Source organism: Uliginosibacterium gangwonense DSM 18521 (assembly GCF_000373965.1).
Lineage (GTDB): Bacteria > Pseudomonadota > Gammaproteobacteria > Burkholderiales > Rhodocyclaceae > Uliginosibacterium > Uliginosibacterium gangwonense.
In genome coordinates, this window is sequence record NZ_KB892857.1 from 1 (window position 1) to 24,938 (window position 24,938).

Below are 24,938 nucleotides of genomic sequence, written 5' to 3' on the forward strand. Positions count from 1 at the left end.
ATCAAACTCTTAAGTTCAATCTTTTTTACAAGCTCAACTCAAATTCATTTACTGACATTTGGTGTTGAGTATTCAATCATTTTGCATGCTGTCTTGCGACAGCGGCTTCTGATCAAGCACTCACACCTATCGGTTGTTCAACTTTTTAAAGAGCGTCTCGTTTGCTGCGAGAGGGGCGCATTCTACACGCCTCACATTCAGAGTCAAGCACTTTGTTTTAACTACCAACAACCTGCCCAACTCTTCGCTAAACCGCACCAGATCTACATCTTGCTCGATTCAGCCCTTCGTTGCCGTTGCTTGTTTGCGTGAGCAGCGAAGGAGATGAATTATGGGACTTTCCCCAGCCCGCGTCAAGGCTTTTCTTGCGATTGCCCTAAGACCTTTCGGTTACTCGGCGGTCAGTATGACTTTGGCAAATTTGCGTTTGCCGACCTGCAGCACAATGGTGGCACCCGCTTGAAGGGTCAGTCCTTTGTCTTCGAGCTTGTCGCCGTTGGCGCGCACTCCGCCCTGGTCGATCATACGCATGGCTTCAGAGTTACTGGCCGTCAGCCCCGCTATTTTCAGGAGCGAGGCGATGCCGATCCCTGCAGCAGAAACCGCAATCGTTTGTTCAGGGATATCATCTGGAATCGCTCCGCGCTGGAATCGTGCCTCAAAGTCTGCCAGTGCATCTTCCGCTGCTGCCTGATTATGGAAGCGTGCGACGATTTCCTGGGCCAGCATCACCTTGATGTCACGCGGATTGCGGCCTTCTGCCACCTCCTGCTTGAAGCGTGCAAGCTCTGCCAGGGGGCGGAAGGAAAGCAGATTGTAGTAGCGCCACATGAGTTCATCGGATACGGACATGAGCTTGCCGAAGATTTCGCGTGGGGCTTCACTGATGCCGACGTAGTTGCCCATTGATTTGGACATCTTGTTGACGCCGTCCAGGCCTTCGAGCAGCGGCATGGTGATGATGGTCTGAGGGGTTTGCCCGGCCGATTTTTGCAGCTCACGCCCGACCAGGAGGTTGAACTTCTGATCGGTTCCGCCAAGTTCCACGTCTGCACGCAAAGCCACGGAGTCATACCCCTGCACGAGCGGGTAGAGAAACTCATGAACGGCAATGGGTTGGTTATTGTTATAACGTTTGGAGAAGTCGTCACGCTCCAGCATGCGCGCCACGGTGTATTGGGCAGCGAGCTTGATCATCCCGGCTGAACCAAGGGTGTTCATCCAGGTGGAGTTGAAGCAGACTTCGGTGCGCTCCGGGTCGAGAATCTTGAATACCTGTTCTCGATAAGTTTTGGCGTTTTCTTGCACTTGCTCAACAGAAAGCGGAGGGCGTGTGGCATTTTTGCCGGTCGGGTCGCCAATAAGTCCGGTAAAATCGCCAATCAGGAACAACACGTGGTGCCCCAAATCCTGGAAATGGCGCAACTTGTTGAGTACGACCGTGTGGCCCAGGTGGAGGTCTGGCGCGGTCGGGTCCATGCCCAATTTGACCCGCAAGGGCTTGCCGCTCTTGAGTTTGTCCACCAACTCGGCTTCAACCAGCAGCTCCTCGCTGCCACGCTTGATCAACTCCAGTGAATCTGCAAGTGCGGTCATGATTCCTCTGCAACCTGTTGGACGAGTCTCCTGCCGCCAGCGGCTGTAAGGCTCATCGAATGAAAAGTCAAAGATGTGAATTCTAACGCAGCTCACACCATGGTTTCGCCTTCTAAGCGTCTTCTTCGCCTTGTTTTGGTTCTGGGCCTCGGTCTTTGTGGCGTATTGGTGGTTTTTGTCTTGACGCTTCCCCTGCCCGCACTAGGTTCGCGGCCCCACGAGGAAGTGATGGTCACGCATTACGACCTGCTCGACAGTATGCAGGAGCCGTTCCCGGATATGCTTGAGCTACAGGCCGATGAGTCGCTGGTCAACGCCTTCAAGCGCTCGGGGATACAGGATGCGGCCATGCTTGAGTATCTGGCCACAAGCAATATCGGCCGCGCCTTGAGTCGGCCCGGCAAAACAAGTCATGTCCTGTTTTTGAACATGGACAGAAACATGGAAGTGCATTCGGTACTGCTGCCGCAACCCGAGGCGAATCGCGGCCTGGTGGTGCAGCGGGATGCAGACATGCACTTTGTGCAGCGTGCAGTTCTGATTCCCTTTGAGCATCGCACCAGCCTCGCCAATGGCGTGGTGCAGACCAATCTGTTCGACGCACTGGATGCCGAAGGCCTGCCGGACGAATTTGCCCCGGCCTTGGTGGAGGTGTTTGCCAAAAGGCTGGACGCCCACAATGCCTTGCACAAGGGAGACCGCTTCACCTTTGTATATGACGCCACCTATTACAACGGCACGCCTCTGGGCAACGGGAAGATCCAGGCAGCCGAACTGGTGGTGGGGGGCAAGCACTATATTGCTGCCCGCTATGGCGTGGGGGATAACGAGGGATTCTATACGCCTGCGGGGGAGAACCTGGATCGCGGGATGTTGCGCTGCCCGGTGGAATACTCAAGGATCAGTTCCGGCTTCTCCAACGCCCGGGAACACCCGCTGTTTGGGGATATCCGGCAGCACACTGGGGTCGATTTTGCCGCACCAGAAGGTAGCCGCGTGCATGCCACGGATGCGGGCGTGGTGGAATTTGTCGGCGCCCAGACCGGCTACGGTAATTTCATCATCCTGTCGCACGGCAAAGGCATCAGCACGGCCTACGGCCATCTGAGCGATTTTGCAGCGGGGCTGAAGAGGGGGATGCGCGTACAGCAAAACCAGGTAATTGGTTTTGTGGGACAAACAGGTTGGGCCACCGGCCCGCACCTGCACTACGAATATCGCATCAACGGGCAGTTCATTGATCCTGAGACCCTCCCGCCGCCGCCCGCCCCTATGCTCAAAGGGCGCCAGTACAATGCGTTCCGCACCCAGGCCAATGAGGTGTTGGCGCAGTTGGCGCACAACCAGTCGCGCATTGGCGCGCTGGACGACTGAACGCGCCCTGCCCCAAAAACGCAAAGGGCGCCATTGCGCCCTTGGTCACTGCGCAAGCGGATGAGGACTCAGACGGAAAAGGACGAGCCGCAACCGCAGGTCGTGACCGCGTTCGGGTTGCGAATCACGAATTGCGAACCTTCCAGGCCTTCGGTGTAATCAATCTCTGCGCCGACCAGATACTGGTAGCTCATCGGGTCGATCAACAAGGTGACGCCGTTCTTTTGCAGTTGGGTGTCTTCCTCAGTCACCGCGTCATCAAAGGTGAAGCCGTACTGGAAACCCGAGCAACCGCCACCGGACACAAACACGCGCAGTTTCAGATCCGGGTTGCCCTCCTCTTCAATCAATTCTTTGACCTTGTTGGCGGCGCTATCGGTAAAAACGAGGGGATCTGGCATTTCGGTGGTGGCGTTCATGGGGTTCTCTCCTACAGGGGGCAGTTGAATTATTGGCGCGATCCAGTCATTCGTCAACGCAAAACACGAGCGCCATGGGAGCAATAATGGGGGCGTTGAGATTGAAATTCAAGTAAAAACGCCCCGCAAGCGGGGCGTTGAATACCAGCAAAAACAATGAAATCAGGCCTTGGCCTTGTATTCGAGCTTTTCGCGGATACGGGCGGACTTGCCGGAACGCTCGCGCAGGTAGTACAGCTTGGCGCGACGCACATCACCACGACGCTTCAGTTCGATGCTGGCCACCAGCGGGGAGTAGGTTTGGAAAGTACGTTCCACGCCTTCGCCGGAGGAAATCTTGCGCACGATGAAGGAAGAGTTCAGACCACGGTTACGCTTGGCGATCACCACACCTTCGTAAGCCTGCAGACGCTCACGGTTGCCTTCCTTCACCTTCACTTGGACGATCACGGTGTCGCCAGGTGCGAATTCGGGAATGGTCTTGTTGAGACGGGCAATTTCTTCCTGCTCAAGTTGTTGAATCAGATTCATGCGTATCTCCATATCTAAAAAAGCATGGCCTGTTGTGCAGGCCGTTCACGCAGAGCAGGTCGCCACCTGATACGTGCCTTCGTTATTCCCCGGCGTTTCCACCAGGGGCATTTTCCTGCTTGAATTGTTCAAGCAGCAAATTCTCTTCACGGCTCATGCTTCGATGAGCCAACAAATCCGGCCGCTTCTGCCAGGTACGCCCCAAGGCCTGCTTGAGACGCCACCGCCGGATCTCGGCATGGTTGCCTGACATCAGCACCGCCGGCACCCTCGCCCCGGCGTGGTCTTCCGGGCGCGTGTAGTGCGGGCAATCCAGCAGCCCGGCAACAAAGGAATCCTCCACTGCCGAGTCTGCATCATTCAAAGCGCCCGGCAACAGCCTGATGATGGCATCCATCAACAGCATAGCAGGCAACTCGCCACCGGACACCACGAAATCCCCGATGGAAACCTCTTCATCAACTTCGGCATCCAGCAAGCGCTGATCAATGCCTTCATACCGCCCGCACAGCAGAACCAAGGCAGGTTCCTGCGCCAGACGCACAACCGCCGCATGATCAAGCGGTCGCCCCTGGGGCGAGAGGTACACCACACGCCCCGGCTTCCCCAAAACCGCTTGCTGCACCGCCTTGGCCTGACGAATCGCCTGACTGAGCGGATCGACCAGCATCACCATACCCGGACCACCGCCATAGGGGCGATCATCCACGGTGCGATGCGCATCGGTGGTGAAATCACGCGGATTCCAGCACTGCATCTGCCACAGCCCACGATCATGTGCCCGCCGGGAAATACCGTGGTCACGCAGGGCACCAAACATCTCTGGGAAGATCGTGACCGCATCAAAACGGCGCAATCCGGCCTGCACCTCTTTCACCAGTCGGGCTCCCATTCAACCACGATCGTACCGGCGACGAGATCAACTTCCTTTACATAGGCGTCCACGAAGGGGATGAGGCGTTCATGTTCGCCGTCCTCAACCTCCAGCACGGAGTGTGCCCCGGTATCCAACAAGCCCCGCACCTTGCCCAAGGCAAGACCCGCAGCGTTGGTCACCGACAGGCCGACCAGATCGGCCCAGTAATACTCGTTGCTGGCAGGCTTGGGCAGCGCCTCACGCGGCGCGGCGATAAACCAGCCGTCAACAGCTTCAGCGGCCGTGCGGTCAAGCATGTCCTCCAAAGCCAGCACCACCCCTTTGCCATGCTGCCGCAAACCACGCGGCGTAACCGCACGCCAGTCTTCTGGCCGCTGCGACTCGGGGGTCTTGCCAATCCACCACTGCGGCATTTTCCGCCACGACAGCGGATCATCCCCCAGCGGCTGAACCTTAAGCCAACCCTGAACACCAAAAGGGGCGACAATGCGCCCCATCAATATCATGGTGTATGCAGCAGCGCTCAGGCAGCAGCCTTGGCGGCTTGCTTGACCAGGCGGGCAACGGTCGGCGACAGTTGGGCGCCGTTTTGTTCCCAGTAAGCCAGGCGTTCGACATTGATGGACAGGCTGGTTTCATTGCCAGCAGCCACGGGGTTGAAGAAGCCAACGCGCTCAATGAAGCGACCATCGCGGCGATTACGGGAATCAGCAGCAACGATATTGAAGAAGGGGCGCTTCTTGGCGCCACCACGGGCAAGGCGGATTACGACCATGTTGGGGATCCTGATAAGTCCGACAAGCGGAATTTGGAAAACCTCGGAGGATACTCCATCCTGAAAAATGATTCAAGTATTCCCCAAAAGGAAGCTCAAGCCCTTCTTGTCTACTTCCGTCGGCAATCAGGGCGCTACCCGTACCTTGTATAAGTATTTTGCACGTCCGGCACAACCGATGGGCAACAAATAGCGCGGAGTCGGCCGGTGCTTGTTAGAATTTGTTTTCTTTCAACGGTTGTCATTGACGCATCCACGATATGGCTGACGCTCACACTGCGCAGGAACACACAGGCCCGATCCTGGATTGGCTGACATCCCAGCCCTCTGCCGATCTGGACCACGAGGTGCGCCAGTTGGCTTCCTATCTGGAAGCCCTGTACAGCCCAACCATCCCTACCACCCAGTTCGAGCGTAGCATTGAGCTGTTCTATATCCGGGGAATGCGTCTGGCGGCAGAACTACGCCGCGACACCCGGCACTGCGAGCTGCCACTGCCCGAGGAGAGGCTGTTCCGTGCGCGCTCTCTGGCTGAATCCCTCAAGCGTATCGCCCAAGGGTTTGAAAGAATTCTGCTTGATGCGCCATTGAACAAGCATCGCATCGGCCATGCCCGACGCAATGAGACAGCGCCGGGACGGGCGCTGCGCCTACTTAGCGAGTCTTACCTGATTTTGGGGCAGGTTGGTATTGATGCCGAGCCCCTGTTGTGGAAACTGGCCTACCGCCTGTTCCTGCTGTCGTGCAATACCGACGATACGCTGCAGCCGGTGCATAACCCTTCGGACACAGCGCTTTCGGCGTTCAAGCAATTGCTGGCGCTCACCGCACTGGAGCCGCAGTCCCTTTCTGCGGCCGAGCTGGATTGGGCGGCGGAATACGTGGGCCAACTGAGCAACCTGATCCATGTACAGAACACCCCGCCCGCCTCGCTGGATGGGCCGTGGCATTGGCTGGACCCATATGGCAGTGGCGAGCCGCAGGCCTGTGTGCGTTGTGCGCCCCCCAACGACCGCCCCATCCTGTTCTTTTCGACGGCAGCCCTGGCACGACGCACCAGCGATGTGCTGGCACGCTACGAGCAAGAACCATCGGATGACGAGTTACAGGCAGGCGAACAGTTCCCGAGTGTCGCCCCTTTCTCCTTGCTGACCTTGTTACGGCAACGCTGGCACACCCCATCGGGGCGCGCCCAACCTCGCCGCCGCCAGGATTACAAGGTAGAGGCCTGCATCGGTCTGCAAGCCATCTGGGATACGCTGCGTAACCCCCATGAGGCAGAGGAGGCTGAAAGCGTCTCGGAATGGGTGGTCACCAACGAAAGCCCCGGCGGCTACGCCATCATGCGCCTGCAAGGCCGCAGTCGCAGTCTGGTGCCGGGTATTGTGGTGGCGTTGCGGCGTGATCCTTCGGAACCCTGGTCAATCTGCATCGTGCGCTGGTTGCGTAGTGATGTGGCCGAGCAGGTAGAAATCGGGCTGCAAATGGTATCGAAAAGCGCGATCCCGGTACGGGTTGCCTTTCGCGGCACGGATAACCGCACCCTGCTCCGCAATGCACTAGTGCTGCCGGTGTTGCCCGCGTTGCGGCAGCATCAGGCAATCCTGGCGCCAGCGGGCACCTATGCCTCGCGGCGCTTTACCCTGATTTCAGACGTGGATCGTGTCTATGTGGCGCAATGCCGTTTGCTGACGCTGGACATCCAGACCTCGGGGCTGGAGCTGTTCCAGTTCGAGATTGATCCCTATCCACTCTGATCCAGCTTAGCTTTTTCCAGCGCTGGCGGACACAGAGACGATCGGCGCATCCAGCTCTTGCAACACAGATGCCCGCAAAGCTTCGGCCAGCGCCGCATCTTCCTGTGTCATGGACTCCAGCCCGGCGTGTTCAAACATCGCCCGGGCGAACACTTGCCCTAGCTGCAACTGTTCAGCAGGCAGGCACAACATCCAGGCCCCCTCTTCTGTACGCACCACCCAGCCGATGGCACGCATCGCATTGAGCATTTCTTCGGCCTGCGCCACCGCCTGATGACTATGGCGGGCGAGAGCGATCAACTCGGCAGGTGCTCCCTTCTTCTGCGCCTCAGCCAGAGACTGCACAATCCGCACGGCTGCGACCGAACGCCCGATGGGTGTTGGTGGCACCTGCAGATGGCGCAACTGGAAATCCGGCAGCACGGCGGCAATCGTAGCGCCCAGCAAAACCATCAACCACGACAAATACACCCAGATCAGGAAGATAGGCACCACGGAGAAGGTGCCATAGATCAGGGTGAAGCTGGGCAGCTTGCTCAGATACAGACCAAACAGGCGCTGGCTGATCACCACCCCCAGCCCCGCCACAAGTCCCCCCGCAAGGCTGTGCCAGATGTTGAGTTTGCGATTCGGGATCGCATGGAACATGAAGCCGAATAGTGCCGAGAGCAGCAGGGTGGTCATGGTTCGGTCCAGCAAAGCCCCCACCCAATGCGGTTGCTCATCAACCAGATTCTGCGAGGCCGTGAGTAGTTCGGTGGTTGCCGCAACACTGCCTGCAAAAAGCATCGGCCCCACCGTCAGCGCGAGCCAGTACACGGGAATGCGTACGTACCAGACACGGGGGCGACGCACATTCCAGATGCCGTTGAGCGTGTGGTCAATGGTCTGGAACAACATGACGGCGGTGACCACCAGGAAGATCGTCCCCACCAGGGTCAGGCTGGAGGCCTTCTGGCTAAATTGCAGGGCATAGGTGGCAATCATCTTGCCCGCCCGCTCCGGCAGCAGGTTTTGCAGCAAAAAACCGCGCATCTCGTCACCCAGTTTGGCAAACGGGGAGAACTGGCGCATCACCGAGAGCACCACTGTGACCATGGGTACGAGCGAGAGCAGCGTGGTATAGGTCAGGCTGCCTGCGGTCTGCAGGACGCGGCGCTCCAAAAAGCGCCCCCGGACGAGCAGCGCAAATTGGTGGATCGAAGCAAAGGCAAGGCGTCTGGAGATCATTGCGTGGTAAGCGGTGGGCACCCGGCAAGGGTTGCGGTTATCATTGCCAAGCATTTTAGCGGCCAATTCCCCAGGCATGAAAACATTCGCCGAATGGCCGTACATACTCAAACACAACAACGATGACACCCAACTCCAAGATACTCCGCAACTTGCATTGGGCAGGCGTGTGCAGCCTGTTTGCCCTGGTCGCCCTGTGCCTCGCCACCGAGCTGTGGCTCAATCCATTGCGCCCAGGCGGGTCGTGGCTGGTACTCAAAGCCCTTCCTCTGCTCGCCTCGATCCCCGGCTTCTGGCAGGGGCGGCGGCGCAGCTTTCAGTGGATGAGCCTGCTGATCTGGTTGTATTTCATGGAAGGAGTGGTACGCGCCACCAGCGACCTGCACCCGGTCTGGGGCATGATCGAAACGATCCTGGCGCTTGGCCTGTATGCGCTCTGCGCGGCATATGCCCGCCTGGGCGGGGATATGCCAAACAAGCCGAACAAGCAGGACTAACCGTTCAGACAGCGCCGCCCTGTGGGTCCAGCCTGGGCGCGCCAGAACGCAAGCGGTTCAAGGCGTTGATATAGGCTTTGGCTGAAGCGGTGATGATGTCGGTATCCGCGCCCTGCCCATTGACGACACGCTCACCCTTGCTCAAGCGCACGGTCACTTCGCCCTGTGCGTCCGTCCCACCGGTAATAGCGTTGACCGAGTAGAGCAGCAGCTTGGCTTCGCTGACGGCAATCTTTTCCAGCGCCTTGAAGACAGCATCAACCGGGCCGGAGCCACTGGATTCCGCCTTCAGCTCATCACCCGCCGCAGCCAGGGTGACGACGGCACAGGGGATTTCGCCGGTTTCAGAACACACCCGCAGCGCGACAAGCTTGTAGTGCTCCTGCTCCAGCGGAGCGGAACCATCAGACATCAGCGCCTGCAAGTCTTCATCGAAGATTTCCTGCTTCTTGTCGGCCAGCGCCTTGAAGCGGGCAAAGGCGGCATTCAACTGCTCTTCGGAAGTGACGACGATGCCTAATTCCTGCAAACGGGCACGGAAAGCATTGCGCCCGGAGAGTTTGCCCAGAGTCAGGCGGTTGGTAGTCCAACCCACATCCTCGGCGCGCATGATTTCGTAGGTTTCACGATGCTTGAGCACACCATCCTGGTGAATGCCGGATTCATGCGCAAAAGCATTCGCCCCGACTATCGCCTTGTTCGGCTGCACGGGGTAACCGGTAATCTGCGAGACCAGCTTGGAGGCAGGCACAATCTGCGTGGTTTCGATCTGGGTGTACACAGGCAGGAGGTCGGCACGCGTGCGCACCGCCATCACCACTTCTTCCATCGAGGCATTCCCAGCGCGTTCGCCCAGGCCGTTGATGGTGCACTCCACCTGCCGGGCGCCTGCGGCCACGGCTGCCAGCGAGTTGGCCACGGCCAGCCCTAGGTCGTTGTGGCAGTGCACCGACCAAACCACTTGGTCCGAATTCGGCACACGCTCAATCAAAGAGCGGACCAACCCGGCAAACTGCTCAGGCAGGTTGTAGCCTACCGTGTCAGGCACATTGATGGTTTTGGCCCCGGCCTTGATCACCTGTTCAAAGATGCGACACAGAAAATCCAGTTCGGAACGCCCGGCATCTTCAGCCGAGAATTCGACGTTGTCGGTGTATTCACGCGCCCACCCTATCGCCTTGACCGCCTGCTCAACGACCTGATCGGACGTCATGCGCAGCTTTTTCTCCATATGGATCGGGCTGGTGGCAATAAAGGTGTGGATGCGCCCGGAGACAGCAGGGCGGATCGCCTCGCCCGCCCGGCGGATATCGTTCTCGTTGGCGCGCGCCAGCGAACAGACCGTGGATTCGCGCACGGCCTCGGCCACGGCGCGAACTGCCTCAAAGTCACCATTGGAAGCCGCCGCGAATCCCGCCTCGATCACATCGACCCGCATTTTCTCCAACTGGCGGGCAATCCGAACCTTTTCCTCTCGCGTCATCGAAGCGCCGGGGCTTTGCTCACCGTCGCGCAAGGTGGTATCGAAAATTACAAGGCGGTCAGTCATGGCATCCTCTTCTGTTATTGACTTGGGGTCGAACTACTCTCTGCTGGTTTGTTACGGCGTGAGAAGCGACGCACCACCCACATCACATAGCCTGAGAGCGAGTAGCAAACGAACAGCCCAAACAGCACGCCGGGGGGATAGCTTACTACCATCAGCAGGGCCACGACGAAGACCAGCGCCACCGCAAACGGTACGGCACGGCGCAGGTTGATGTGCTTGCCGCTATAGAAAAGCACATTGCTGACCATGCTGACCCCAGCGAAGATGGTCACCACGCAGGCGATGTAGCGCACGCTGATGCCTAGAAAGTAATCTGCGTCGGTAATCTTGTTGTCGATCATTACCCAAACAAAGCCAGCCACCAGCGCAGCCGCAGCGGGGCTGGGCACGCCTTGGAAGTAGCGCTTGTCGACAACGTCGATATTGGTGTTGAAACGGGCCAGCCGCAAGGCTGCGCCCACGCAATAGATAAAGGCTGCGATCCAGCCCAGTTTGCCCAGGTCGCGCATGGCCCACTCGTAGATCACCAGGGAAGGCGCCACGCCGAAGGACACCATGTCGGAGAGCGAATCGTATTCCGCGCCGAAATCACTTTGGGTATTGGTCAGCCGCGCCACCCGACCATCCAGACCGTCGAGCACCATGGCGACAAAAATCGCCACCGCTGCATGTTCAAAACGCCCATTGATGGCCTGGACGATGGCATAAAACCCGGCAAACAAGGCCGCTGTTGTAAACAGGTTCGGCAGAATGTAGATCATTCCGCGATGCCGCTTTTCATTACTACGTTCAGCCAATTTGGTGTACTCCACGCATTCGCTCCTTTGCGCAAGGAAGGCAAGGCAGCAATGGTAACAGATGGACAGAACCATCCTCTGCTCAAGCGCAGATCATCCACACGCCAGACACCTGCCGTATATCCGATGCGCTCCTTGCGCCCGCCACAATAAAACAAAAAGGCCGCACACGGCGGCCTTTGATGAAGGGGAAACTGCTCCCGATCAGTTCTTGCTCTGGTCGACCAGCTTGTTAGCCTTGATCCAGGGCATCATGTCGCGCAGCTGGTTGCCTACCTTCTCGATAGGATGCTCAGCGGTCAAGCGACGACGCGCCGTCATGGACGGATAGTTGGTACGGCCTTCCAGGATGAACATCTTGGCGTATTCACCATTCTGGATGCGCTTCAGGGCATTACGCATGGCAGCACGGGATTGATCGTTGATCACTTCCGGGCCGGTGACGTATTCGCCGTATTCAGCGTTGTTGGAGATCGAGTAGTTCATGTTGGCGATGCCGCCTTCGTACATGAGGTCAACGATCAGCTTGAGTTCGTGCAGACACTCAAAGTAGGCCATTTCCGGGGCGTAGCCAGCTTCCACCAGGGTTTCGAAGCCGGTCTTGACCAGTTCCACGGCGCCGCCACAGAGCACGGCTTGTTCGCCGAAGAGGTCGGTTTCGGTTTCTTCGCGGAAGCTGGTTTCGATCACGCCACCCTTGGTGCCGCCATTGGCAGCCGCGTAGGACAGTGCAACGTCCTTGGCCTTACCGGTCTTGTCCTGATGCACGGCGATCAGGGACGGCACGCCGCCACCCTTGAGGTATTCGGAACGCACGGTGTGGCCCGGGCCCTTGGGAGCAACCATGATCACATCCACGTCGGCACGCGGCACAACCTGGTTGTAATGCACGTTGAAGCCGTGGGCAAAGGCCAGTGCTGCGCCGGCCTTCATGTTCGGCTCAACATCTTTCTTGTACACGTCGGGGATGTTCTCGTCCGGCAGCAGAATCATCACCACATCAGCAGCCTTCACGGCTTCAGCAATCTCAGCGACCTTCAGGCCGGCCGCTTGGGCCTTGGCCCAGGATGCACCACCCTTGCGCAGACCAACGGTTACGTTAACGCCGGAGTCACGCAGGTTTTGGGCGTGGGCATGGCCTTGTGAGCCATAACCAACGATGGTGACTTGTTTGCCCTTGATGAGGGAGAGATCGGCGTCCTTGTCGTAATAGACCTTCATTTTTGCCCTTTCGAGTGAGGAGTGAGGAAGGAAGAGCGGCACAGCCAGATGCCTGCGCCGACAATCCTCACTAGAGTTTGAGTACGCGTTCGCCGCGTCCGATACCGCAGATGCCAGAACGCACCGATTCCAGAATCAGTGCCGAATCAATGGCGCCGATGAATGAGTCCAGCTTCTCCTGGGTGCCGGTCAGCTCGATCACGTAGCTTGAATCGGTCACATCCACAATGCGCCCACGGAAAATCTCCGTCATGCGCTTCATCTCTTCACGGTCCTTGCCCACCGCGCGCACCTTGACGAGCAGGAGTTCGCGCTCGATGTGCGGGGCTTCAGAAACATCCACCACCTTGACCACATCAATGAGCTTGTTCAATTGCTTGGAGATCTGCTCAATGACTTCGTCCGAGCCATTGGTCACGACCGTCATGCGCGACAGCGAAGCATCTTCGGTCGGTGCCACGGTCAGGGACTCGATGTTGTAGCCACGAGCCGAAAACAGGCCCGAAACACGCGAAAGCGCGCCCGCCTCGTTTTCCAGCAACAGGGATAGTACGTGTCGCATAACAGTGTCTCTATTCGTCGAAATACTCGTCGAAACCTACAACGCCCGGCACGCTCGGAAGCACGCCGGGCCTCAGCAAAAGGCGCTCAGAGATCCTCGGCAGAGAGGATCATGTCATTCAAGCCCTTGCCACCTTGGATCATCGGGAATACGTTTTCGGTCTGGTCGATCTGGAAGTCGAGGAAAACCAGGTCATTTTTGCGTGCAAAAGCTTCGCGCAAGGCACCTTCCACATCTCCCGGCTTGGTGATCTGCAGGCCGACGTGGCCATAGGCTTCGGCCAGCTTGGCAAAATCAGGTAGCGAATCCATATAGGATTCCGAGTAGCGGTTGCCGTGGAAGATCTGCTGCCACTGCCGCACCATACCCAGGTAGCGGTTGTTCAGGCTCAGGATCTTGATCGGCAAGCGATACTGCTTACAGGTGGAAAGCTCCTGGATACACATCTGGATGGAGCCTTCGCCGGTGATACAGGCCACCGGTTTGCCCGGATGGGCCAACTGGATGCCCATGGCTGCAGGCAGACCAAAACCCATGGTGCCCAAGCCACCGGAGGTTGCCCAACGGCGGGGCTTGTCGAATTTGTAGTACTGCGCCGCCCACATCTGATGCTGACCAACGTCGGTAGCCACAAAGGCATCCCCGCCGGTGACCTCCCAAAGCTTCTCGATCACATACTGCGGCTTGATGACTTCGTCGGAATTCTTGTAGCTCATGCAGTTACGGCCACGCCACTCTTCAATCTGGCGCCACCACGCATCTAGGGCATCCTTGCCCGGACCCGTGCTGCCGCCTGACTCCAGCATGGAGATCATATCGTCGAGCACATCGCCGACACAGCCGACGATGGGCACGTCGACCTTGACGCGCTTGGAGATCGACGAGGGGTCGATATCCACATGGATGATCTTGCGTGGCTCCTGCATGAAGTGCGCAGTATTGCCGATCACGCGGTCGTCAAAACGTGCGCCCACAGCCAGCAGCACGTCGCAATAATGCATGGCCATGTTGGCCTCGTAGCTGCCGTGCATGCCGAGCATGCCGAGGAACTGGCGATCCGTACCCGGATAGCTCCCCAGGCCCATCAGCGTGCCTGCACAGGGCAGATTGAGCAGACGGGTGAGTTTGGTGAGCTTTTCGGCCGCGTCGGCAAGCACCACGCCGCCACCGAAGTAGATCAGCGGGCGACGGGCACCGTGCAGCAATTGCAGGGCCTTGCGGATCTGCCCGCTGTGCCCCTTGATCACCGGGTTGTAGGAACGCAGGCTGATGTCTTTCGGATACACAAATTCACAGCGTTGCGCGGTGACATCCTTGGGGATATCCACCAGCACAGGGCCGGGCCGTCCGGTCGAGGCAATCAGGAAAGCTTTTTTGAGCGTGGTGGCCAGATCGCGCACATCCTTAACCAGGAAATTGTGCTTCACACAGGGGCGGGTAATGCCCACGGTGTCGACCTCCTGGAACGCATCCATGCCGATGGCAGCAGTCGGCACCTGGCCGCTGATCACCACCAGGGGGATGGAATCCATGTAGGCCGTGGCAATCCCGGTCACGGCATTGGTTGCACCGGGCCCGGAGGTCACCAGCGCCACCCCAACCCGTGCCGTCACCCGTGCATAGCCGTCTGCCGCGTGGACAGCGGCCTGCTCATGGCGCACCAACACATGACGAACCCTGTCCTGCTTGAACAGTTCGTCGTAAAGATACAGTACAGAGCCTCCAGGATAGCCGAACACATAGTCGACCTTTTCTTCCTGCAAGCATCTCACTACAATTTCCGCACCGGTCAACGTCATCCCAGCACCCAGTCTGCGATTACATACAAAGGAACTCGTTACCATACCGGCGCCTGTCCGATTGGTCAAGGCGGCCCCACTAACAAAACTTGACGGGTTATCCCCTGGCCACACGAAACGAACTTTCTGATTTTCTTGCCTCGGTTGAGCGCAGAGCCTTTCGCCAAGCGCAGTTTGCCTTGCGTGATGAGGACGCGGCCCTGGATGTTCTCCAGGAAGCCATGCTCAAACTGGCAGACAAATACAGCCACAAACCGGTGGAAGAATTTCCCATGTTGTTCCAGCGTATCCTGCAAAACGCAGTGCGCGACCACATGCGGCGATCCAAAGTGCGCAACTTCTGGGTCTCTTTGCTATCGGGTTTTTCCGGCGCCGACGGGGAGGAGATCGACCCGCTCGAAACCATGGCCTCGGACGACGAGGGGATGATTCCCGACGGCCCGCAAGACCGCCTGGAGCAGTCACAATTGTTGGCAGTGATAGAAAAAGAGATAGAACGCCTTCCGGCACGTCAACGCGAAGCCTTCCTCATGCGTTATTGGGAAGAATTGGATATCGCAGAGACCGCTGCCGCAATGGGCTGCTCCGAAGGGAGCGTGAAGACCCATTGCTCGCGCGCGACCTCTACCCTGGCAGAAGCACTCAAAGCCCGAGGTATAAAACTATGAACACACCCCAGATGACTGAACAGGAACTTGGACTCTTCATCCGCCAGAATCTGAACACTGGCACGGCCAGATTGGGTGAGCTGACCTGTGAGCGAATCTTTGACGCGCGGCGCACGGCCTTGGCGCATCATGCCAAATTGCAAAGCCAGACCACGGTGCTGTCGGTAGGCCACCATGTGCTGGCCTGGAGCGGCGAACACCTGCGCCCCTTCGCACTGGCCCTGTGCCTGATGACGGTGCTTTTCACCAGCAACTACCTGATGTCAAGGCAGCACGTTGCCGAGTTGGAAGAGGTCGACAGCGCGCTCCTGGCGGATGACCTGCCGATTGATGCCTATCTGGACAAGGGTTTTGATACATGGCTTTCAAACGCCCCGCAGCAACCCTGATCGCATGCCTGCTGTTGCAGGCCCTTCCCGTGCTGGCCGCGCCGACCCTGACGGCCCAGCCCGCGTGGAACCAGCTCACGGCCAACCAGCGTGCCGTGCTGGCTCCGCTCGCGCCGGAATGGAACGGTTTTTCGGATGATGGCAAGCTCAAGTGGCTGGGGATTGCTGATCGTTACAAGAGCATGACCCCGGTAGAACAGACCCGCCTGCAAGAGCGCATGAAGGAATGGGTGGCGCTGTCTCCCGCCGAACGGGAAAAAGCGCGCTCGCAATACCTACGCCTGCGCACCGCGCCTGCCGACCAGCGCCGGGCGCTGGAACAGCGCTGGCAGGAATATGACGCGCTTTCAGGCGATGAGAAAAAGCGCCTGAAGGAAACCCGCCCGAGCCCCCCTCAACCAGCAAGCTCTCAGCCTGCAACAGCCCCGCGCCAAGCGCCGCCGAAATCCGTGTTGATGGCACCGCCGAACAGCAAGCCCGAGCCAATCAAACCCCAATAAGCATGACCTCAAACCGCCAGAGTGTTGAACCAGCCTCGCTACGCCGAAGGCTGGCAAGCATGCTGTACGAAAGCCTGTTGCTGATCGGCGTACTCTTTGCCGGATTCCTGCTGCCCTGGACTTTGATCGGTATGGTATTTCACTACGCAGCCCCCGGCTGGCTTGAGTGGCTGCATGTTGCCCTGCTGCTAGGAGCCTATTTTGTCGTGTTGTGGCGCCGCACCGGGCAAACCCTGGCCATGCAGACTTGGCAGCTACAGCTTGTGGATGTCCAGACAGGTAAGCCACCCGGCCTCGCACGCTGCATCTGGCGCTATGTGCTGGCCTGGCCGGGTATATTGCTCACCCTGAGTGGCGTGGGCCTGTTGTGGTCTGCCTTTCTGGATCGTGATCGGCAATTTGTGCACGACCGCTTGGCGGGCACCTACGTAGTCTTCAACCCACGCAGGCCGCAGGAGCCGCCCTTACCTAAGCGCTAACGCCGATCCGCAATCCACAGCAGCGCTGCCGCCAGCAGGAAGAACAGCACACTTGGCGCGGAAGCGCTCATCAGTGGTGGCCACGCGTTGATGATGCCAAGGTTGGAAAACAGCGCATTGAGCAGGTAGAAGGAAATCCCGAGCATCACCCCCAGCAGCACCCTGGCACCCACGTTGATTGAGCGTTGGTTGCCCAGGGAAAACGGCAGGGCCAGCCCCATCATCACCAGTGCCGCAAAGGGGTAGAGTATTTTTTTCCAATAGGCAATCTCATAGCGGCCGGTTTTCTGCTGATTCCCCTCCAGGTGGCGCACATATTGGTAAAGGCTGCCAATCGCCATACGTTCAGGCGCAACCATTACCACGCTGACCATCTCAGGGGTCAGCTCTGAAGACCAGTTCATCGCGCCATGGCGCAGAAGTTCCGTGTGATCTGGGTAGAACATGGTCTGGGTCACGTTGGAGAGGACCCAGCCGACCTCCGGGCTCTGATAGTGCCCCGACTCGGCACGGCTCAGACTCTTGAGCACATGCTTATCATCGAATTCGTACAGCGAGACACTTTGCAAGGTCGTATCGGGAAGAACCTTGTTGATGTTCACAAACAATTTGCCATCGCGCAACCAAAAGCCCGAGCGCAGCTCTTGGGGCATATTTGCCCCCGTGCTGCGCAGGCGCCACTTCTGGGCGACCCGTTCCAGCGGGGGGGCCACATATTCACCTACGGCAAAGGTCAGCACAGCAAACACCAAGCCGATCCACAGCAGTGCCCCCAACAAGCGACGGGTCGACACCCCGGAGGAGCGGATCACGGTCAGTTCCGAGTTCCGCGCAAACTGGGTCAGGGCATACAAAGTGCCAATCAGTACCGCAATCGGAAAAATTTCATAGGTACGGCTGGGCAGCGACAAGGCCACAAAGATCAAGGCATGCTTGAGCTGATAACCACTACGCCCGACACTTTCAAGCTCAGTCAGAAAATCAAAGAACGAGAACAGGCACAAAAACGCCACCAACACCAAGGAGGTGGCGCCATAAATCTCGCGCCGCAGATACCGGGTAAATGTTTTCATCGACGCCACCACCGCCATCCCGGCCACATCCGCCAGACAAACATGCCTACCAGCAGCGCAATCATCACCGCATGGACGCCATATGTTCCCAGCGCAGGGGCAAGCTTGCCCTTGCTCACCCATGCCTGGCAGAGGCCCAGCAGGTTCATGTAGATCGTGAAGGTCAAGATTGCAAAAAACATGTTGTTGGCACGCCCGGCACGTGGATTGACGAACGCCAGGGGAATCGCCAGCAAGGCCAGAACCAAGGTTGCCACAGGGATGCCCAGCCGCCAGACCATCTCGCCACGACTGGGCAAGCTGGAGGAGGCCAGCAGCTCCGCGGTAGAGAGGGTCTTCGGGGTGACATCCGGCGTACCGAGATCATGCGGCTCCATGCGCACAGCGTAACGCGCAAAGCTCATCACCCGGTAATCAGCCGTGCCTGGCATACCTTCGTAACGATGGCCGTTCAGCAGCACCACGAAACGGTCGCCATTCTTGGCCGTTTCCAGCAAGCCCTCAGAGGAAACAACCACCCCCTGGCGGCCATCCTTGGTGTTGCTGATAAAGACGTTCTTCACCCGCCCGGCATCCTTGTCGACAGCTTCGACAAAAAACACGCGCTGGGAATTGGTCGACTCCCGGAACATCCCGGGCGCCACCCGCGAAACCTCCTCGCGGTTTTCCAGGCGCTTACGATATTCCCCCGCCCTGCCCTGCGCCCAGGGCGACAGGAATAGGGAGAGCACCGCGATCACCAGCGCGACCGGCAAGGTAAAGCGCAGCACAGGTGATATCCAGGCCCGCAAAGACAAGCCAGAGGAGAACCAGACGACCATTTCGGAGTCGCGGTAGCTGCGGGTGATGGAAGTCAGCACCGCCACGAACACCGACAGCGCCAACACCACCGGCAGGTGGTTCAGGGAAGAAAAGCCGATAAGCGCCAGCACCGCATCGGCAGGCACCCGACCGCCGGCGGCCTGCGAGAGCAGCCTCACCAGGATGAAGGTGACCAGAATAAAGAACAGTGCAACGAATACCGCTGCGGCATTCGAGGCAAATTCACGTAACGCTGCGCGTTGAAAAATCATGCAGATTCAGGGTTTGCTTTGACGGAACAAAGTGCTTGAACGGATAATCAGAGTCTGAGCGCTCCCAGTCCCCTGTGACGTGGCCACCATAGACATCAGGAACAGCCCCATGGAATTTAGCACAAAAGCCTCCTCTGCCGAGACACTGAAAACAGCTTGTCTCATCCTACCCCACTTTGCCGATGCCCCGTTTGGCGCACAGGCAGCCGCCGTCGACGCGACCAGCAATGGTTTGCTCGTTGATCTGGTGCTGCGTGACCTGGAAGAAAAAGCGGGCAGCCTGCTGCCCATTCCGGCACTCCCCGGCGTCACGGCAGACCGCGTACTGGTCGTCAGCCTGGGCAAACGCGAGGAATACACCCTCAAGACCTTGCGCACCGCCCTTGCCAGCGTCGGCAAATGGCTGGCCGCCTCCAAAGCCGAACGCGCCACCCTGGATACCGAACTGTTGGTTCCCGCAGGAAGCGAGCTTCAAGCCGTGCTGCGCACCGCCAGCCAGATTCTGGCCGACTCAGCGTACCGCTATAACGCGCCGGGGGCCAAAAAGGATGACGCCCCCAAGGGCACCACACGCATCGACTTCCTGCTTGCCGACAAGCACGACAAGGAAGCCTCCACGGGCATCACCCAGGGAGGCGCAATCGCCAAGGGGCTCAAACTCGCACGTGACCTGGGTAACCTGCCCGGCAACAAGTGTACGCCCAGCCATCTGGCCGAAACGGCCGAGGAACTGGGCAAGCAGTACAAGTTCAAGGTTGAAGTGTTCGACACCGCCGAAATCGAAAAACTCGGCATGGGCTCCTTCCTGTCCGTCACCCGTGGCTCGGCCGAACCCGCCCGCTTCATCGTCATGCAGTACAAGGGTGGCAAGGGCAAGCAGGCGCCCATCGTGCTGGTTGGCAAGGGCCTGACCTTCGACTCCGGCGGCATCTCGCTCAAGCCCGGTGAAGGCATGGACGAGATGAAGTTCGACATGTGCGGCGCCGCCTCTGTGCTGGGCACATTCAAGGCGGTGGCCGAGATGGAGCTGCCGATCAACCTCATCGGCCTGATTCCCTCAACCGAGAACATGCCCGGCGGACGCGCCATCAAGCCGGGCGATGTAGTCACCTCGCTCTCCGGCCAGACCATTGAGATCCTCAATACCGATGCAGAAGGCCGCCTGATCCTGTGCGACGCGCTGACCTACGCCGAGCGCTTCAAGCCCGAATGCGTGATCGACATCGCCACGCTGACCGGTGCCTGCGTGATCGCTTTGGGCGCGCACGCCAGCGGTGTGCTGGCCAACGACGATGCGCTGGCGGGCGAACTGGTCAAGATCGGCCAGGAAACCGGCGACCGCTGCTGGCAACTGCCCATCTGGGAAGAGTATCAGGAGCAGCTCAAGAGCAACTTTGCCGACATGGCCAACATCGGCGGGCGCCCAGCGGGCACCATCACGGCGGCCTGCTTCCTGTCGCGCTTTACCAAGGCCTACAAGTGGGCGCACCTGGATATTGCAGGCACCGCCTGGAAATCTGGTGCGGAAAAGGGCGCCACCGGCCGCCCGGTCACCCTGCTCAGCCAATTCCTGATCCAACGCGCCCAGGCACAGTGACCGAGATCAAGTTCTACCACAACGCTCCAGACCGGCTGCGCGCCGCCTGCGCCGTCACCGCTAAAGCGGTGCGCCAGGGGCGTCGCATCTGGGTCTACGCGCCGGAGGAAGCGATTGCGCGCCGCTACAACCATATGCTATGGTCGTATCAGCCGCTTTCCTTCGTTCCTCACGTCATGCATGCCTCGCCCCTGGCAGCGCGCACCCCTGTGGTGATCGCGCCCAGCCTGAACGGGGCCTTGCACCACGACGTGGTGATCAATCTCAGCGCTGAACATCTGACCGACTTTGAAGCTTTTTCCCTGCTGGTGGAAATCGTCTCGCAAGAGTCTTCCGATCGTCAGGTAGCGCGGCAAAGATGGGCGCACTACAAGGAACACGGGTACTCTATCGAGGCCTATGATTTGGCAAAACTGACAGGCGCATGATGTTGACCAAAACCCCGGACGACCCCCTGCTCAATGAGCAGTTGCTCAGCAAGGCCGACGCCCTGATCCGGCGCAATCGGCCCGGTGGCGTGGGCAGCGACGCGGAAGAAATCCCCGTGTTGCTGGAGGTGGTCGACGACCTGCCAGAACTCACCGACGAAGTCCCTCTACCTGAGGAAGAACCACCGCCTCCCATCCAGGATCTGACCGCCACCCAGCTCAACCCGGCCGCCCTGCGCACCGCAGCGGCACCTGCTGCCGACAATTCGGCAAGCATGCGTCAGGCCATTGAGCAAAGCCGTCGGGAACTGATGAAGGAAATGCTCATCGAGCAGGAACGCGCGGTAGGAGAAGCCGTCGAGCGGGTGCGTGCCGAAAACAAGGTGCTGCATACCCGCGCCATTCAGGCCGCCTATGCCCAAGGCAAGGAAGAAGCCGAGATCAACTATTGGCCCGCGCTACAGGAAGCCCGCAAGGAGGCGATCCAGAACGCGGCCATGAGCATGAGCGAGCATTTGATCACGCTGGATGCGTATATCGCTCAGGCCATTGAGGGCTGGCTCAACAAGGAGCTGCCCCAGATCATCTCCAGCGAATTGGAAGTTTTCGTTGGCCGCATGCGCGAGCGCGCCACGGCACACATGCGGGCCACACTTCTGCCGGATTTGTCGGAAAAACTTTCGGCCATTCTGGACGAAGCCCTCAAAGGCAATCAGGACTAGATTCCGACTTGGGGCACCAAACCGCCGATCAGGCCGCACTCGCGGTATAATTGTCGGTTTCTCAAGCATTTTTTGCCCAGGTTTCCCCACATGGAACTCGCCAAGAGCTTTGAACCAGCCGAAATTGAACGCCGCTGGTACCCACAATGGGAGCAAAGCGGTTACTTTGCCGCTGGCCTCGATCAATCCAAGCCTGCCGACCAGTCTTTCTGCATTCTGCTGCCGCCGCCCAACGTCACCGGTACCCTGCACATGGGACACGGTTTCAACCAAACGATCATGGATGCGCTGACGCGTTACCACCGTATGAGCGGGGTCAACACGCTGTGGCAGCCGGGTACGGACCACGCCGGGATTGCCACCCAGATCGTGGTGGAGCGCCAGCTGGATGCCCAAGGTGTGAGCCGCCATGACCTGGGCCGCAAGAAATTCATCGAGAAGGTGTGGGAGTGGAAGGAATACTCCGGCAGCACCATCACCCGCCAGATGCGCCGCCTGGGCACCTCGCCCGACTGGAGCCGTGAGCGCTTCACGATGGACGAAGGCTTGTCCAAGATCGTCACCGCCACCTTTGTGCGTTTGTACAAGGAAGGGCTGATCTATCGCGGCAAGCGTCTGGTGAACTGGGACCCGAAGCTGGGCACCGCCGTGTCCGACCTCGAAGTGGAAAGCGAAGAGGAAGACGGCTCCCTGTGGCACCTGAAGTACCCGCTGGCCAATGGCTCGGGTTACCTCACCGTGGCCACCACCCGGCCTGAAACCATGCTGGGCGACACCGCCGTGATGGTTCACCCCGAAGACGAGCGCTACAAGCACCTGATCGGCCAGAACATCCGTCTGCCGCTTTCCAGCACCTCGGGCGATGCACTGGACGCCTCCCAGTGGCGCGAGATCCCGATCATTGCCGACACCTATGTCGACAAGGAATTCGGCACGGGCTGCGTGAAGGTCACGCCTGCACACGACTTCAACGACTACGCCGTCGGCCAGCGTCACCATCTGCCAATGATCTCGGTACTCACGCTGGATGCCAAGATCAACCACAACGCCCCGGCGCGCTACCACGGGCTGGACCGTTTTGAAGCCCGCAAGCAGATCGTGGCGGACTTTGAAGCCCTGGGCCTGCTGGAAAAGGTGGAAAAGCACCGCCTCAAGGTGCCGCGTGGCGACCGTACCGGCGTGGTGCTCGAACCCATGCTCACCGATCAATGGTTCGTGGCCGTCAACAAGCCCGGCCCCGATGGCAAGAGCATCGGCCAGAAGGCTATCGAAGTAGTCGAATCTGGCGAAATCAAGTTCGTGCCCGAAAACTGGGTCAACACCTACTACTCGTGGATGCGCAACCTGCAAGACTGGTGTATCTCCCGCCAACTGTGGTGGGGCCACCAGATTCCCGCATGGCATAGCACCGATGGCCGCGTGTGGGTTGCCCATAGCGAGGAAGAAGCCCGCGAACTGGCCACCAAAGACGGCTACACCGGCGAACTGAGCCGCGACAACGACGTGCTGGACACCTGGTATTCCTCCGCCCTGTGGCCCTTCTCCACGCTGGACTGGACGCCCGAGTGGCCTGCCAAGAGCAGCAACCCGGCGCTGGACCTCTACCTGCCCTCCTCGGTGCTGGTCACCGGCTTTGACATCATCTTCTTCTGGGTCGCCCGGATGATCATGATGACCAAGCACATCACTGGCAAGATCCCCTTCAAGCACGTGTACGTGCACGGCCTGATCCGCGATGCGGAAGGCCAGAAGATGAGCAAGTCCAAGGGCAATGTGCTGGACCCCATCGACCTGATTGATGGGATCAGCCTGGACGACCTGCTTGCCAAGCGCACCACCGGCCTGATGAACCCGAAGGATGCGCCGAAGATCGAAAAGCGCACCCGCAAGGAATTCCCGGAAGGCATCCCTGCTTTCGGCACCGACGCGCTACGCTTCACCTTCGCCAGCCTTGCCTCGCCGGGGCGTGACATCAAGTTCGACATGCACCGCTGCGAAGGCTATCGCAACTTCTGCAACAAGCTGTGGAACGCCACCCGCTTCGTGCTGATGAACTGTGAAGGCAAGGATTGCGGGCTGGAAAACCACAAGGCCAACGATTGCGACGGCAGCTATCTCTCCTTCTCGTTTGCCGACCGCTGGATGGCCAGCCGCCTGCAACGCGCCGAAGCCGAAATTGAGCAGAACTTCAAGGACTACCGCCTCGATCTGGCCGCCCGCGCAATCTATGAACTGGTGTGGGACGAATACTGCGACTGGTATCTGGAACTGGCGAAGACCCAACTGCAAAATGGCAGCGAAGCCCAGCAACGTGGCACCCGCCGCACGCTGGTGCGCACGCTGGAAACCATTCTGCGACTGGCTCACCCGCTGATCCCCTTCATCACCGAAGAACTGTGGCAAACAGTGGCTGAAGTGGCCAACAGGAAGAATGCCGAATTCATCGGCGTGGCCGCCTACCCCACCTGCGAACCCAGCCGCATTGATGGAAGCGCCGAAGCCCGTGTGGCCCAGCTCAAGGACATGATCAACGCCTGCCGCAGCCTGCGCGCCGAGATGAACCTCTCGCCCGCGCAAAAAGTGCCCCTGTTGATCGCCGGTGACGAAGGCACGGTCAAAGCCTTTGCCCCCTATCTTGCAGCGCTGGCCAAGCTCTCCGAAGTCACCCCGGTGGGCGCGGAACTCCCGCAATCCCCCGCCCCGGTGCAAGTGGTGGGCGAATTCCGCTGCATGCTGAAGATTGAAATCGACGTGGCTGCCGAACGCGAACGCATCGGCAAGGAAATCACCCGCCTCGAAAACGAAATCAGCAAGGCCAACGCCAAGCTCGGCAACGAAAGCTTCGTCGCCCGCGCCCCGGCTGCGGTGGTGGAACAAGAGAAGAAGCGCTTGGCCGACTTCGCAAGCACGCTCGCCAAGCTGCAAGAGCAACTCAGCCGCCTGTAATCCAGACTGGCTTCAAACAAAAACGCCAAGGGAAACCTTGGCGTTTTTTTCAATTCGATATTTTCAACTTACTGTTCAG

Annotated in this window: 26 protein-coding genes; 12 read left to right on the forward strand and 14 right to left on the reverse strand. The window is 59.0% G+C overall.

The genetic code is table 11. The features are described from left to right. A partial coding sequence (locus B145_RS29100; protein WP_033406836.1) for a hypothetical protein occupies positions 1-312 on the forward strand: 312 nt, incomplete at its 5' end. Between the two features lie 78 nt (positions 313-390). Here B145_RS29100 and tyrS read toward each other — a convergent pair. Beyond that, on the reverse strand, positions 391-1,596 hold the full coding sequence (gene tyrS / locus B145_RS0114490) for a tyrosine--tRNA ligase (RefSeq protein ID WP_018608302.1): 1,206 nt from the start codon (positions 1,594-1,596) through the stop codon (positions 391-393). A 180-nt stretch (positions 1,597-1,776) separates the two neighbouring features. On the opposite strand from tyrS, the gene B145_RS25750 reads away from it, so the two are divergent. Next, a complete protein-coding gene (locus B145_RS25750; protein WP_157288441.1) occupies positions 1,777-2,970 on the forward strand; it encodes a M23 family metallopeptidase in 1,194 nt (397 codons plus the stop codon). 68 nt (positions 2,971-3,038) lie between these two features. On the opposite strand, the gene erpA is transcribed toward B145_RS25750, so the two are convergent. From erpA to rpsP, 5 genes are all read right to left on the reverse strand, one after another. Beyond that, positions 3,039-3,389, reverse strand: a complete 351-nt coding sequence (gene erpA / locus B145_RS0114500) for an iron-sulfur cluster insertion protein ErpA (protein ID WP_018608304.1) — start codon at positions 3,387-3,389, stop codon at positions 3,039-3,041. Positions 3,390-3,551: 162 nt separating this feature from the next. Further along, the gene (gene rplS / locus B145_RS0114505) at positions 3,552-3,920 is read right to left on the reverse strand and encodes a 50S ribosomal protein L19 (protein ID WP_018608305.1); all 369 of its coding nucleotides are present in this window, start codon (positions 3,918-3,920) and stop codon (positions 3,552-3,554) included. Positions 3,921-4,002: 82 nt separating this feature from the next. Further along, positions 4,003-4,812, reverse strand: a complete 810-nt coding sequence (gene trmD / locus B145_RS0114510; protein ID WP_018608306.1) for a tRNA (guanosine(37)-N1)-methyltransferase TrmD — start codon at positions 4,810-4,812, stop codon at positions 4,003-4,005. Further along, positions 4,794-5,303, reverse strand: a complete 510-nt coding sequence (gene rimM / locus B145_RS0114515) for a ribosome maturation factor RimM (RefSeq protein ID WP_018608307.1) — start codon at positions 5,301-5,303, stop codon at positions 4,794-4,796. Before rimM ends, trmD begins: the two co-directional genes overlap by 19 nt. Positions 5,304-5,320: 17 nt before the next feature. Next, positions 5,321-5,572, reverse strand: coding sequence for a 30S ribosomal protein S16 (gene rpsP, locus B145_RS0114520; protein ID WP_018608308.1), 252 nt, complete (start codon positions 5,570-5,572; stop codon positions 5,321-5,323). A gap of 260 nt (positions 5,573-5,832) precedes the next feature. Between rpsP and B145_RS27580 the strand changes: the two genes are divergently transcribed. After that, the gene (locus tag B145_RS27580; protein ID WP_018608310.1) at positions 5,833-7,329 is read left to right on the forward strand and encodes a hypothetical protein; all 1,497 of its coding nucleotides are present in this window, start codon (positions 5,833-5,835) and stop codon (positions 7,327-7,329) included. A 6-nt stretch (positions 7,330-7,335) separates the two neighbouring features. On the opposite strand, the gene B145_RS0114530 is transcribed toward B145_RS27580, so the two are convergent. Further along, the gene (locus B145_RS0114530) at positions 7,336-8,637 is read right to left on the reverse strand and encodes a YihY family inner membrane protein (protein WP_157288442.1); all 1,302 of its coding nucleotides are present in this window, start codon (positions 8,635-8,637) and stop codon (positions 7,336-7,338) included. Between the two features lie 44 nt (positions 8,638-8,681). On the opposite strand from B145_RS0114530, the gene B145_RS25760 reads away from it, so the two are divergent. Next, entirely contained in the window at positions 8,682-9,056 is a 375-nt protein-coding gene (locus B145_RS25760) for a DUF2069 domain-containing protein (protein ID WP_018608312.1), read from the forward strand. Positions 9,057-9,060: 4 nt separating this feature from the next. On the opposite strand, the gene B145_RS0114540 is transcribed toward B145_RS25760, so the two are convergent. From B145_RS0114540 to B145_RS0114560, 5 genes are all read right to left on the reverse strand, one after another. Then, positions 9,061-10,605, reverse strand: a complete 1,545-nt coding sequence (locus B145_RS0114540) for a 2-isopropylmalate synthase (RefSeq protein ID WP_018608313.1) — start codon at positions 10,603-10,605, stop codon at positions 9,061-9,063. Between the two features lie 14 nt (positions 10,606-10,619). Further along, entirely contained in the window at positions 10,620-11,366 is a 747-nt protein-coding gene (pssA, locus tag B145_RS0114545; protein ID WP_051082610.1) for a CDP-diacylglycerol--serine O-phosphatidyltransferase, read from the reverse strand. Between the two features lie 240 nt (positions 11,367-11,606). Further along, on the reverse strand, positions 11,607-12,623 hold the full coding sequence (gene ilvC / locus B145_RS0114550; protein WP_018608315.1) for a ketol-acid reductoisomerase: 1,017 nt from the start codon (positions 12,621-12,623) through the stop codon (positions 11,607-11,609). A gap of 70 nt (positions 12,624-12,693) precedes the next feature. Then, entirely contained in the window at positions 12,694-13,185 is a 492-nt protein-coding gene (gene ilvN, locus B145_RS0114555) for an acetolactate synthase small subunit (protein ID WP_018608316.1), read from the reverse strand. A gap of 86 nt (positions 13,186-13,271) precedes the next feature. After that, positions 13,272-14,984 (reverse strand): acetolactate synthase 3 catalytic subunit, encoded by a 1,713-nt coding sequence (locus B145_RS0114560; protein WP_018608317.1) that lies wholly within the window; start codon positions 14,982-14,984, stop codon positions 13,272-13,274. Between the two features lie 89 nt (positions 14,985-15,073). On the opposite strand from B145_RS0114560, the gene B145_RS0114565 reads away from it, so the two are divergent. Genes B145_RS0114565 through B145_RS25775 form a run of 4 tightly spaced genes read left to right on the forward strand, consistent with a single transcriptional unit; the run spans position 15,074 to position 17,020 of the window. Beyond that, positions 15,074-15,652 (forward strand): RNA polymerase sigma factor, encoded by a 579-nt coding sequence (locus B145_RS0114565; protein ID WP_018608318.1) that lies wholly within the window; start codon positions 15,074-15,076, stop codon positions 15,650-15,652. Then, a complete protein-coding gene (locus tag B145_RS27585; protein ID WP_018608319.1) occupies positions 15,649-16,041 on the forward strand; it encodes a DUF3619 family protein in 393 nt (130 codons plus the stop codon). Before B145_RS0114565 ends, B145_RS27585 begins: the two co-directional genes overlap by 4 nt. Continuing rightward, positions 16,011-16,541, forward strand: coding sequence for a DUF3106 domain-containing protein (locus B145_RS27590; protein ID WP_018608320.1), 531 nt, complete (start codon positions 16,011-16,013; stop codon positions 16,539-16,541). The genes B145_RS27585 and B145_RS27590 overlap by 31 nt, the downstream gene beginning before the upstream one ends. 2 nt (positions 16,542-16,543) lie before the next feature. Next, entirely contained in the window at positions 16,544-17,020 is a 477-nt protein-coding gene (locus B145_RS25775; RefSeq protein WP_051082604.1) for an RDD family protein, read from the forward strand. Here the strand turns inward: B145_RS25775 and lptG are convergent. Beyond that, positions 17,017-18,093, reverse strand: a complete 1,077-nt coding sequence (gene lptG / locus B145_RS0114585; RefSeq protein WP_026259156.1) for an LPS export ABC transporter permease LptG — start codon at positions 18,091-18,093, stop codon at positions 17,017-17,019. The genes B145_RS25775 and lptG overlap by 4 nt on opposite strands. Next, a complete protein-coding gene (gene lptF / locus B145_RS0114590; protein ID WP_018608323.1) occupies positions 18,090-19,166 on the reverse strand; it encodes an LPS export ABC transporter permease LptF in 1,077 nt (358 codons plus the stop codon). The genes lptG and lptF overlap by 4 nt, the downstream gene beginning before the upstream one ends. 109 nt (positions 19,167-19,275) lie before the next feature. On the opposite strand from lptF, the gene B145_RS0114595 reads away from it, so the two are divergent. From B145_RS0114595 to B145_RS0114610, 4 genes are all read left to right on the forward strand, one after another. Beyond that, complete coding sequence (locus tag B145_RS0114595) at positions 19,276-20,763, forward strand: leucyl aminopeptidase (protein ID WP_018608324.1); 1,488 nt, start codon at positions 19,276-19,278, stop codon at positions 20,761-20,763. After that, positions 20,760-21,191 (forward strand): DNA polymerase III subunit chi, encoded by a 432-nt coding sequence (locus B145_RS0114600; protein WP_018608325.1) that lies wholly within the window; start codon positions 20,760-20,762, stop codon positions 21,189-21,191. The genes B145_RS0114595 and B145_RS0114600 overlap by 4 nt, the downstream gene beginning before the upstream one ends. Further along, entirely contained in the window at positions 21,188-21,913 is a 726-nt protein-coding gene (locus B145_RS27595) for a hypothetical protein (RefSeq protein WP_018608326.1), read from the forward strand. Before B145_RS0114600 ends, B145_RS27595 begins: the two co-directional genes overlap by 4 nt. Before the next feature lie 90 nt (positions 21,914-22,003). Continuing rightward, on the forward strand, positions 22,004-24,859 hold the full coding sequence (locus B145_RS0114610; RefSeq protein WP_018608327.1) for a valine--tRNA ligase: 2,856 nt from the start codon (positions 22,004-22,006) through the stop codon (positions 24,857-24,859). Positions 24,860-24,938: the final 79 nt, after the last annotated feature.